Genomic DNA, 11761 nt, shown 5'->3' with positions numbered 1-11761 from the left:
TCTCCTCATGATGCAATGAGAATGATGAAAGAATCCAATACATACTGCCTATTTGTCTGTGATTTGTTCTGCCAGCCGGGCAATGCGCCGTGCCATGCCGCGAAAGATAAACAGATGGGCAGGGATCATCAGCAGCCAGTAGAACAGCCCAGGCATCCCATGCGGATGCCACCATGCCCGCACATCCAGGGTACGGTGATCGCCTTGATCGCTGAGGGTAAAGCTCAGACGGCCCAGCCCCGGCGCTTTCATGCCAAATAATAAGGTTAGCTGCTTTTCCGGTTCGACGATAATCACCTTCCAGCTGTCAACGCTATCGCCGGTGCGCAACTCGGCACGATCCGGGCGACCTTTCGCCAGCCGATGGCCCACCAGCAGGTCCATGGCGCCGCGGATCTTCCACAGGATATTGCCAAAGAAGTAGCCCTCTTTGCCGCCGATTTGGTTAACGACCTGCCAGATGGCTGCCGGGCTGGCGTGGGTACGGACGGTACAGCCCGCCTGTTTCGGGTAGTAGCCATATTCCGGCCGCCAGCGGGCAAAGGCCTGGGCGTCATAGCCCCAGTCGCTGGAGTTCGCGAGCTGCTGTTCCTCTTTCAGGGTCTGGCGCACGGCCTCATCGAAAGCGATCAAGGGCTGCGGGATCAGCGTGCGCAGGGCGCGATCGTCGGCGAGCAAATCGTGTTTCAGCCCCTGAATTAAGGCCCTGGCGATGGTGGGCGGAACGGAGGTGATCACGTTGAGAAACCACACTGAAATCCAGCGGGTCGGGAAGGGGATCGGGATGAGCAGACGGTGCTTGCCGCTCACCGCCATAAAATGGCGGAACTGCTGTTGGTAGCTTAAGATTTCCGGGCCAGCGGCCTCCAGCACGCGATGTTCGCTGGCCGGATGGTGGAGCAGCTGTACCAGATAGTAGAGTAGATTTTCCAGCGCGATCGGCGTCGTGCGCGAGCGGACCCAGCGCGGTGGCGTCAGGATCGGCAGGTTATAAACCATATCGCGCATCACTTCGAACGCGGCGGAGCCGGCACCGATAATAATACCGGCGCGTAGTTCGGTGATCGGCACCCCGGACTCGCGCAGAATATCGGCGGTGATTTGCCGGGCGCGCAGATGATCCGACTGTTCGGCTTCCGGCGCCTGCAGAGAGCTGAGAAAAATCAGCTGGCGAACCGGCACGGCGCGCAGGGCATCGCGAACATTCAGCGCCACCCGGCGCTCATGGGCAATAAAATCGCCGCCTTCGCCCATCCCGTGCACCAGATAGTAAACGGTGTCCGCCTGTGCCAGCAGGGCAGCGAGCCCCTGCGGCTGATTCAGGTCGAGCGAAAAGCAGCTGACGCCAGGCAGGTTTAGTCTCTGTAACCTGTCGATATGGCGTGCCGCTGCCAGGACCGGGTAACCTTGCTGACTGAGCGCCTCTACCAGATGCTGGCCGATATAACCGCTGGCGCCGAGCACCAGAATTCGTTGCGACACGCCGGCTCCTTAGCGTTGTAAAAATGCCTGCCAGTGGCTGACGACATCCGTGAGCTGCTGGCGATTAACGTCGAGATGCATCACCAGGCGCACTACCGGGGAGGCGTTAATCAGGACACCACGTTCCTGCATAAACGCCCCTAACGCCTGCGCATGCTCTTCGCCCACGCGGACAAACAGCATGTTGGTGTCATGGCGAGTGACGTCGGCACCAATGGCGCTGAGCTGCCCGGCCATCCACGCCGCATTGTCATGATCCTCTTTGAGCCGTTGCACGTTGTTTTGCAGGGCATACAGGCCCGCCGCCGCCAGAATACCGGCCTGACGCATACCGCCGCCGACCATTTTCCGCCAGCGGGTGGCACGATGAATATAGTCATGGCTCCCTACCAGCAGTGAACCGACCGGCGTGCCCAGCCCTTTGGAGAGGCAGATGGTAAAGGAGTCACAATATTGCGTGATGTCGCGCAGTTCACAGCCGTATTCAACCACCGCGTTGAAGATTCGCGCGCCGTCGACGTGCAGCGCCAGATTGTGTTCGCGGGTGAACTCCCAGGCGGATTTAAGGTAGTCGCGCGGCAGCACTTTCCCGTTATGGGTGTTTTCCAGGCTGAGCAGACGGGTTGGGGCAAAGTGGATATCGTCAGGCTTAATTTTTGCTGCGACTTTATCCAGCGGTAATGAGCCGTCGGCCGCGGCGTCAATGGGCTGCGGCTGAATGCTGCCGAGGACCGCCGCGCCGCCTGCTTCATACAGGTAGTTATGCGCGCCCTGGCCGACGATATACTCCTCGCCACGTTGACAGTGGCTGAGCAGGCCGACGAGGTTGGCCTGAGTGCCGGTCGGCAGGAACAGCGCGGCTTCTTTGCCGGCAAGTTCGGCGGTATAACGCTGGAGTTCATTTACGGTCGGGTCGTCGCCATAAACATCGTCTCCGACCGGTGCGGCCATCATCGCTTCTCGCATGGCGAGTCCTGGGCGGGTTACGGTATCACTGCGTAAATCTATCACGGCATTTCCTTCTGGGGGTCATCCTGCAAGGATTCGCTGCGGGCGCCTCAATTGACGCCGACGACACCCTTGCGGCTGTCGTCGGCGTTATCAGGCTGACCACATGCGATGTCAGGCATGATGGTGGGGATAAACCAAAAGACTGTTTTACCTGAGCCAGTTGGTTTTCGCCAGTTCGATCACTTCATCACCGCGTCCGCTGATGATGGCACGCAGCATATACAGGCTAAAACCTTTGGCCTGTTCCAGTTTGATCTGCGGTGGGATCGCCAGCTCTTCTTTGGCGACGACGACATCGACCAGCACCGGGCCATCGGTACTGAAGGCGGTCTGCAAGGCCGCATTGACCTCGCTGGCTTTCTCGACGCGGATCCCGGTGATCCCGCAGGCCTCGGCAATCCGCGCGAAGTTGGTATCGTGCAGCTCGGTGCCGTCGGTCAGGTAGCCCCCGGCCTTCATTTCCATCGCCACGAAGCCCAGCACGCTGTTGTTGAAGATGACAATTTTTACCGGCAGCTTCATTTGCGCCAGCGAGAGGAAGTCGCCCATCAACATGCTGAAACCGCCATCGCCGCACATGGCCACCACCTGCCGTTCCGGTGCCGTGGCTTTGGCCCCAATCGCCTGCGGCATCGCGTTGGCCATCGAGCCGTGGGTAAATGAACCGATCAGCCGGCGCTTGCCGTTCATTTTCAGATAGCGCGCGGCCCAGACGGTGGGCGTCCCGACATCGCAGGTGAAAATGGCGTCGTCGGCGGCGAAATGGCTGATCTGCTGCGCCAGGTACTGCGGATGGATCGCTTTTTCACTCGGCTTCGCCAGATCGTCGAGGCCTTTACGCGCGTCGCGATAGTGCTCGAGGGCGGTATTGAGGAACTGACGGTCGGTTTTCTCCTCCAGGTGCGGCAGCAGCGCGCTGAGGGTAGATTTAATATCGCCGACCAGCGCCATATCGATCTTACTGTGGGCGCCGATGCTGCCGGGGTTGATATCGATCTGGATAATTTTGGCATCGGTGGGGTAGAAGGGGCGATAAGGGAACTGTGTACCGAGCAGCAGCAGGGTATCGGCGTTCATCATGGTATGGAAGCCGGAGGAGAAACCAATCAGCCCGGTCATCCCGACATCATAGGGGTTATCGTACTCAACGTGTTCTTTGCCGCGCAGGGCGTGGACAATCGGGGCTTTTAATTTTTCCGCCAGCGCCAGCAGTTCGGCGTGGGCCCCGGCGCAGCCGCTGCCGCACATCAGCGCAATGTTACTGGAGTAGCGCAGCACCTGGGCCAGCTTTTTGATCTCCTCTTCCGCAGGGACCACCCGCGGAAGCGGTGCCGGGTACCAGTGGGTGCTGGCGCTTTCCGGCGCCGCTTTCAGAGCAACATCGCCGGGTAACACCACCACCGAAACGCCGCGATTGATCACCGCTTTGCGCATGGCGATGGCCAGCACCTGCGGGATCTGCTCCGGCGTCGAGACCAGCTCGCAATAATGGCTGCATTCGCGAAACAGCTCCTGCGGATGGGTTTCCTGAAAATAGCCGCTGCCGATTTCACTGGAGGGAATATGGGCGGCGATCGCCAGCACCGGGACGTGGTTGCGATGGCAGTCAAAGAGGCCGTTAATCAGATGGAGGTTGCCAGGACCGCAGGAGCCAGCGCACACCGCCAGTTCGCCGGTGAGCTGCGCTTCCGCACCCGCGGCAAAAGCGGCAACTTCTTCATGACGGGTAGGCATCCAGGCGATGGTGCCCATTCGGTTGAGACTGTCGCTCAGCCCGTTGAGGGAGTCGCCGGTGACGCCCCAAATACGTTTGACGCCTGCCTGTTCCAGCGTTTTTGCTATGTATGCCGCCACGGTCTGTTTCATGGTTCTCCATCTCCTTTTTGTGATAACGCTTACAAGCTTAGATGAAACTGACCGTTCTGCGCCCTGATCCCCCTCATTTTCCGCTGGTGTTATTTCGCACAAATTCCACATACTCTGTGAACACGCAAAAGGGTAAACAGGAATCATTTCAAATGGTTAAATCATTGTTAAGTGCTGTTAATAAAATGCTATCACATGAGGATGCCGGCAAACTCTTGTTACGACTTGCCGTCGGCGGACTGATGCTTTTTCACGGGTTGCATAAGCTGTTTGATGGCGTGGGCGGGATCAGCGCGATGCTGGTCGCCAAAGGATTACCGGGATTTATTGCGTATGGCGTGCTGGTGGGAGAAGTGGTGGTGCCGTGCCTGCTGATCCTCGGGATCCTGACGCGTCCGGCGGCGCTGGTGCTGGCGTTTACCATGGTGGTGGCATGGCTGATGGTGGGAACCGGCAAAACCTTTATGCTGGATGCGGTAGGGGCCTGGGCGATTGAGAGCCTGGTCTATTTCTTTATTGGTGCACTGGCGATTGCCTGTCTTGGGGCGGGGCGCTATTCGCTGGCGGGAAATTCGGTCTGGCGCTAGAAATCACCGGATGTGTTGTAAACAAAATATCCGGCCTGCCGCGGTTGGCACAGGCCGGATAAGAACACAGAATTACGCCAGGACCAGGTCACCCTGCGGGTGGCAGGAGCACGCCAGCACGTAGCCCTCGGCGATTTCCGCGTCGCTCAGCGTCATGGTGCTGTTGACCGTGTAATCCCCGGAGACCACTTTGGTTTTGCAGCAGCCGCAAACGCCCGCGCGGCAGGCGGCGACAACCGGGACGCGGTTGCTTTCCATTGCTTCCAGCAATGTGGTGCCAACCGGCGCATAAAACGACATCGCCGGCTGGAGCTTCGTAAACGTCAGCCCTTCGCTGGCAGCTTCCGCCACCGGCGTAAAGAACTTCTCTTTATAAAACCGCGTTACGCCCAGCGCTTTCACTTCCCGCTCAACCCACTCCATGTAAGGCGCCGGTCCGCAGGTCATTACGGTGCGTGAAGCGAGGTCCGGCACGCTTTGCAGTAACTCTGTCGTCAGGCGACCGGCGACAAAACCGTGGGGGGCGTTGTTTTCCGCCACCAGCGTCAGCGGATACTGACGCCATTCGTCGGCAAAAATCACATCCTGCGGCGAGCGGACATTGTAAATCACCTGTACATCGGCCTGCGGGCGATAGGTTGCCAGCCAGCGACGCATTGACATGATCGGCGTTACGCCACAGCCGGCAGCCAGCATCAGGAACTTGTCATCCGCTTTATCGTCACAGGTAAAATCACCCATCGCATCGGACAGCCAGAGGTAGTCGCCGCGTTTCAGGTCGCGGGTCAGCCACTGTGAGCCGGTACCATCGTCAATTCGGCGAACGGTCAGCGTAATGTATTCGCTCACCCCCGGCGTTGAAGAGAGGGTGTAGGCGCGCAGGGTATCCGCCGACTGGCGCACGCTGACCAGGGCGTACTGCCCGGCACGATACGGATAGTAGTCGTGGCACAGTAGCGAGATGGTCCACACATCCGGCGTCTCCTGCTGGATGTGATGAATCTGCATCCGCCACGGGCACTGATGGGTTGGCATGGTCATGGCTTAACTCCTTACGCGCTCAGCAACTGCTGCATATCTTGTTCGACGGTGGTGACCGAACGCAGACCGAATTTCTCATTGAGAATGGCCAGCAGGTCAGGGGTGAAGAAGCCCGGCGCGGTAGGCCCGGTGACGATATTCTTCACGCCCAGCGACAGCAGAGTCAGCAGGATGACAATGGCTTTCTGCTCAAACCAGGAGAGCACCAGCGACAGCGGCAGATCGTTGACGCCGCAGCCCAGTTTATCGGCCAGAGTGACCGCCAGAATAATCGCCGAATAGGCGTCGTTGCACTGACCGGCATCCACCAGACGCGGCAGCCCTTCGATATCGCCGAAATCCAGTTTATTGAAGCGGTATTTACCGCAGGCCAGGGTCAGGATCAGGCAGTCGTCCGGGACGCTGGTGGCGAAATCGGTAAAGTAGTTACGTTCGCCGCGCGCGCCGTCGCATCCGCCGACCAGGAAGATGTGGCGCAGTTTTTCGCGGCTCACCAGGTCAATCAGCGTGTCTGCCGCACCGAGCAGCGTCTGACGGCCAAAGCCGACGGTAATCAGGTGCGGAATTTCGCTGTACGGGAAGCCTGCCATCTGCTGTGCCTGGGTGATAACCGGTGTGAAGTTGTCACCTTCAAGGTGGCTCACGCCCGGCCAGCCGACGATGCTGCGGGTCCAGATACGGTCATCGTATGCCCCTACGGTAGGGTCGATGATGCAGTTAGAGGTCATCACGATAGGTCCAGGGAAGCGGGCGAACTCCACCTGCTGGTTCTGCCAGCCGCTGCCGTAGTTACCGATCAGATGTTTGAATTTGCGCAGTTCCGGGTAACCGTGAGCCGGCAGCATTTCGCCGTGGGTGTAGACGTTAACGCCGGTGCCTTCGGTTTGCTCCAGTAAGTTGTACAGATCTTTCAGGTCATGGCCGGAGATCAGGATGCACTTACCTTCCGTCGCTTTCACGTTGACCTGAGTAGGCGTCGGGTGGCCATATTTGGTGGTTTCACCGGCGTCCAGAATGCTCATCACTTTGAAGTTCATCTGGCCGATTTCCATCGAACAGGCCAGCAGCGCTTCCAGATCGGCAGGCCAGGTGCCGAGCCATGCCATGATTTTGTGGTACTGGGCGTAGATGTCGTTGTCGTACTGGCCGAGCACGTGGGCGTGTTCCATATAGGCTGCCGCGCCTTTCAGACCGTACAGGCACAGCAGGCGCAGGCCGAGAATGTTCTCGCCAATCGCCGCTTTGTCTTTGTTCGGGGTAAATTCCGCCGCCTGACGCTGCAGGTCGCCGAGGTCGTCGCTGACCAACTGCAGATCGGCCATCGGGTTGTCGACGCTGGCACCGTGCTCAATCTGCTGGCACTGTGCCTTGAGCGCTTCACGCATGGCGATAGCTTCGCGCGCATAGCCAATGATTCGCGGGGAATCGAAGTTGACGTTGGTCAGGGTGGAGAAAAATGCCCGTGGGGCAAAGTTATCAATATCATGATCGATGATGCCATATTCACGCGCCTTCAACGCCCATGCGGACAGGCCTTGTAAAGAGGCAATCAGCAGATCCTGGAGATCGGAGGTTTCTGCTGTTTTACCGCACATACCCTGCGCGTAAGAGCAGCCGTTCCCTGCCGGAGTACGGATGGTTTGTTCACATTGCACACAAAACATGGTCACACCTTTAAAGTTATATTTTAGATACATGTTTAAGGTTATGCCTGTCACCGAAGGGATAAAAGGTATTTCTAATACAATTTAAAGGGAGATTGATTTAACGCAAATTTGCCGGGGTCCGGCGGCGGAAAGTCACCGCGGTGGTCTGAAAACCACGCCGTGTATCCAGGGGATAACAGGCGTGGTCAGCCGCGAGCAAAACGAGATCAGGCGGAGAAAAGGGCGATCAGCACCGGCACCAGCAGGCTTAATACAAACCCGTGAACGATGGCGGCAGGGACGATATCGACGCCCGCGGAACGTTGCAGTACCGGCAGGGTGAAGTCCATTGAGGTGGCACCGCACAGCCCTAATGCCGTTGAGCGACTGCGACGCACCAGGCCCGGGATCAGCATAATAGCCAGCAGTTCGCGGGCGAGGTCGTTAAAGAAAGCCGCGCTGCCGATCACCGGGCCGTAGGATTCGGTTAACAGGATCCCGGAGAGCGAATACCAGCCGAAGCCGGAGGCCATTGCCAGGCCGGTCTTCAGCGGCAGGTCGAGAATAAAGGCATTAATAACCCCTGCGATCATTGAACTGGCCGCCACCACCACCGCCACAATCATTCCGCGCCGGTTAAGCACTATCTGGCGCAGGGTCATTCCATTATTTCGCAGCTGAATACCAATCAGGAACAGCAGGAAGATCAGCGTATATTCGCTGGCCTCGATAGCGTGCTGTAAAAATGACAAACCGCTCAGACCAATGAGGAAACCAATAAACACCACGCCGCACAGTTGCAGGGATTCCATTGCCATTGCGACCCGGGACGGTAATTTCTCCTGGCGGTGCGGGTGGCGCCACGGCATTTTCTGTTCCAGCCACAGCAGTGCCGCAATATTGCACAGCAGGATCACCACGACGCTGACCGCAGCATAATGGAGTATCGACAGCAGGTTGCTGGATAAATTGTCGAGGAAGGCGAGGCTAATCCCCATGAAAAAGAGGATGACGTAAACAATCCAGCTCAACAACCGTGTAATCAGTTTCAGTGCCGAGGGGTGACGCAGAGGAATAAGGTAGCCGATAACCAGCGGCAGAAGAATGATTAATAATCCCGAAAACATGAACGGTCTGGTCCTTGCAGAGTGAGAATAGCGCCCCTGACACTACCCAAATCACCGAACCGAGTAAAGATGCGTCAAAAAAAAGAAAAGCCCGGCATTGCCGGGCCTTTCACGAAATCAAACTGGTGATTAATCGCGTTTTTCCAGCAGAGTACGATACAGTACGCCACCCAGAATACCGCCGATGATTGGCATCACCCAGAACAGCCACAGCTGCTGCAGCGCCCAACCGCCCTGGAAAATAGCGACCGCGGTGCTACGTGCCGGGTTAACGGAGGTGTTGGTGACCGGGATGCTGATCAGGTGGATTAAGGTCAGTGCCAGACCAATCGCGATAGGTGCGAAGCCGGCCGGTGCGTTTTTATCCGTTGCGCCATGAATCACCAGCAGGAAGCCACAGGTCAGGACGATTTCGATAACAATCGCGGAAAGCATGGAGTAACCGCCCGGTGAGTGCTCGCCGAACCCGTTCGAAGCGAAACCGCTGGCAGCAACATCAAAGCCGGCTTTACCGCTGGCAACGACATACAGGATGGCTGCTGCAATGATACCGCCAACCACCTGAGCGATAATATAACCAATCACGTCTTTCGCCGGGAAACGACCGCCGGCCCACAGACCTAAGGTGACCGCCGGGTTGAAGTGGCCGCCGGAAATATGACCAACAGCATACGCCATGGTTAATACAGTTAAACCGAAGGCCAGTGCGACACCGGCAAAACCAATTCCCAGTTCCGGGAAGGCTGCTGCGAGAACGGCGCTACCGCAACCGCCAAACACAAGCCAGAATGTCCCAAAGCATTCCGCTGCTAATTTTCTAAACATAACCACCTCAAAAAATAATGTAAACGAGCACGAATTTTCGTGCCTATCTTTATTTATCGACGCAAAGGATGAAGATAAAAATAAAACGACGCTATTCTATGAACAATCATCATCCTGCGGCTAGCCAAATAACTAAATATAATTTGATTTAGGGCAATGTGATCGTAATCCTTTTGCCAGTGGTCATTCAAGAAAAGTGTAGAACAAAAATAATAAAGATAACCACTTTACAGCATGAATTATTTTTAAAGCGAATAGCATGGTGAATAATCATATCCCGGTCCTATTATGGACTTTACGTCGCACCGCGATGCTGGCGAACAGTGTCATGTTCAGGCATGTGTCGCTATACTGCTGATAACTGAAGGAGAAAGTGGTTACTGAGCGGAGGGGATATGCATCTTGAGCGGGTAGAGATCGTCGGTTTTCGCGGTATCAATCGTTTATCGTTGATGCTGGAGCAAAATAACGTTCTGATCGGCGAAAATGCCTGGGGTAAATCCAGCCTGCTGGATGCGCTGACGCTACTGTTGTCGCCAGAATTCGAGCTGTACCATTTTGTGCGCGATGATTTTTGGTTCCCGCCGGGTGATGTACAGGGACGCGAGCACCATCTGCATATTATTTTAACCTTCCGTGAGAACGAACCGGGCCACCACCGGGTGCGCCGTTTCCGCCCGCTTAACGACTGCTGGGTGCCCTGCGAAGATGGCTACCAGCGTATTTTTTATCGCCTGGAAGGTGAGCTGACGGAAGATGGTAGCGTGATGACGCTGCGCAGCTTTATCAACGGCAAAGGCGAAGCGCTGGAGCTGGACGATATCGATGAGATGGTGCGGCATCTGGTGCGGCTGATGCCGGTGTTGCGCCTGCGCGATGCGCGTTTTATGCGCCGCATTCATAACGACACCGTGCCGCATTCGCCGCAAGTTGAGATCACCGCCCGGCAGCTGGACTTTCTCTCCCGTGAGCTGGTGAATCACCCACAAAACTTAACCGACAGCCAGATTCGCCAGGGGTTGTCGGCCATGGTGCAGTTGCTGGAACACTACTTTGCCGAGCAGAGCAGCGCCCAGTCCCGCCACCGGCTGATGCGCCGGCACTCCCATGATGAACAACGCAGCTGGCGTTATCTGGACATTATCAACCGGATGATTGATAAACCCGGCGGCCGCAGCCATCGGGTGATTCTGTTGGGGCTGTTTTCAACCTTGTTACAGGCCAAAGGGACGGTACGGCTTGACCGCGATGCGCGCCCTTTATTGCTGATCGAAGACCCGGAAACCCGGCTGCACCCGATCATGCTGTCGGTGGCGTGGCATCTCCTGAATTTGCTGCCGTTGCAGCAGGTCACCACCACCAACTCTGGTGAACTGCTGTCGCTGACGCCGGTGGAGCACGTTTGTCGACTGGTGCGCGAGTCCTCGCGCGTCTCGGCCTGGCGGCTTGGACCGGGTGGCATGAACGCCGAAGACAGCCGACGTATTGCGTTTCATATCCGCTTTAATCGCGCCTCATCGCTGTTTGCCCGCTGCTGGCTGCTGGTGGAAGGGGAGACCGAGACCTGGGTGATCAACGAACTGGCCCGGCAGTGCGGGCACCATTTCGACGCCGAAGGGGTCAAGGTCATTGAGTTTGCCCAGTCGGGCCTCAAGCCGCTGATTAAGTTTGCCCGCCGGATGGGCATTCAGTGGCACGTGCTGGTCGATGGCGACGAAGCCGGGAAAAAATATGCCGCCACGGTGCGCAGCCTGCTCAACGACGATCGCGATCTGGAGCGCGACCATCTGACCGTGCTGCCGGCGCTGGATATGGAACACTTTATGTACCGCCAGGGCTTTAACGATGTTTATCATCGGGTGGCGCAGCTGCCGCCGAACGTGCCGATGAACATGCGCCGGGTGATCACCAAAGCGATTCATCGTTCGTCGAAACCGGATCTGGCGATCGAAGTGGCAATGGAAGCCGGGCGTCGCGGCATCGAGTCGGTGCCAACGCTGTTGAAAAAAATGTTTTCCCGTGTGCTGTGGCTGGCGCGGGGTCGCGCCGATTAAGCGCCTGGCCCATTAAGGCTGGCGCTAACGCACGGAATTATCGGCTTTAGCCAAATTCCGCGTTATGTTTGCGCGCGCTGCGGATAGAATTGGCATCTTGCTCTGCGGGTGAATACATCAGG

The 11761-nt window shown here is 57.3% G+C and carries 9 protein-coding genes; 2 read left to right on the top strand and 7 right to left on the bottom strand.

Annotated features, from left to right (window positions below; all coding sequences use genetic code 11):
* Positions 1-48 precede the first annotated feature (48 nt).
* The 3 genes from ACMYSN_RS06760 to poxB all read right to left on the bottom strand — a co-directional run bounded on the left by ACMYSN_RS06760 (position 49) and on the right by poxB (position 4359).
* Positions 49-1482 carry an SDR family oxidoreductase gene (locus tag ACMYSN_RS06760; RefSeq protein WP_462497478.1) on the bottom strand — a complete coding sequence of 478 codons (1434 nt, stop codon included), beginning with the start codon at positions 1480-1482 and terminating at the stop codon, positions 49-51.
* A 9-nt stretch (positions 1483-1491) separates the two neighbouring features.
* Positions 1492-2493 carry a low specificity L-threonine aldolase gene (ltaE, locus tag ACMYSN_RS06755; RefSeq protein ID WP_462497477.1) on the bottom strand — a complete coding sequence of 334 codons (1002 nt, stop codon included), beginning with the start codon at positions 2491-2493 and terminating at the stop codon, positions 1492-1494.
* Positions 2494-2640: 147 nt separating this feature from the next.
* A complete protein-coding gene (poxB, locus tag ACMYSN_RS06750) occupies positions 2641-4359 on the bottom strand; it encodes a pyruvate oxidase (protein WP_462497476.1) in 1719 nt (572 codons plus the stop codon).
* A 152-nt stretch (positions 4360-4511) separates the two neighbouring features.
* On the opposite strand from poxB, the gene ACMYSN_RS06745 reads away from it, so the two are divergent.
* Positions 4512-4946, top strand: a complete 435-nt coding sequence (locus ACMYSN_RS06745) for a DoxX family protein (RefSeq protein WP_462497475.1) — start codon at positions 4512-4514, stop codon at positions 4944-4946.
* 72 nt (positions 4947-5018) lie between these two features.
* Here ACMYSN_RS06745 and hcr read toward each other — a convergent pair whose 3' ends face one another.
* The 4 genes from hcr to aqpZ all read right to left on the bottom strand — a co-directional run bounded on the left by hcr (position 5019) and on the right by aqpZ (position 9585).
* Positions 5019-5987 (bottom strand): hybrid-cluster NAD(P)-dependent oxidoreductase, encoded by a 969-nt coding sequence (hcr, locus tag ACMYSN_RS06740; protein WP_462497474.1) that lies wholly within the window; start codon positions 5985-5987, stop codon positions 5019-5021.
* 11 nt (positions 5988-5998) lie between these two features.
* Positions 5999-7651, bottom strand: a complete 1653-nt coding sequence (hcp, locus tag ACMYSN_RS06735; protein WP_462497473.1) for a hydroxylamine reductase — start codon at positions 7649-7651, stop codon at positions 5999-6001.
* Between the two features lie 209 nt (positions 7652-7860).
* Positions 7861-8760: a LysO family transporter gene (locus ACMYSN_RS06730; protein WP_462497472.1), complete on the bottom strand. Its 900-nt coding sequence runs from the start codon at positions 8758-8760 to the stop codon at positions 7861-7863.
* 129 nt (positions 8761-8889) lie between these two features.
* On the bottom strand, positions 8890-9585 hold the full coding sequence (gene aqpZ / locus ACMYSN_RS06725) for an aquaporin Z (RefSeq protein ID WP_462497471.1): 696 nt from the start codon (positions 9583-9585) through the stop codon (positions 8890-8892).
* A gap of 395 nt (positions 9586-9980) precedes the next feature.
* On the opposite strand from aqpZ, the gene ACMYSN_RS06720 reads away from it, so the two are divergent.
* On the top strand, positions 9981-11639 hold the full coding sequence (locus ACMYSN_RS06720; protein WP_462497470.1) for an ATP-dependent endonuclease: 1659 nt from the start codon (positions 9981-9983) through the stop codon (positions 11637-11639).
* Positions 11640-11761: the final 122 nt, after the last annotated feature.

This window comes from Klebsiella sp. R445, from assembly GCF_051131755.1.
GTDB lineage: Bacteria > Pseudomonadota > Gammaproteobacteria > Enterobacterales > Enterobacteriaceae > Klebsiella > Klebsiella lignicola.
This window is presented reverse-complemented; position numbering and strand designations above follow the sequence as displayed.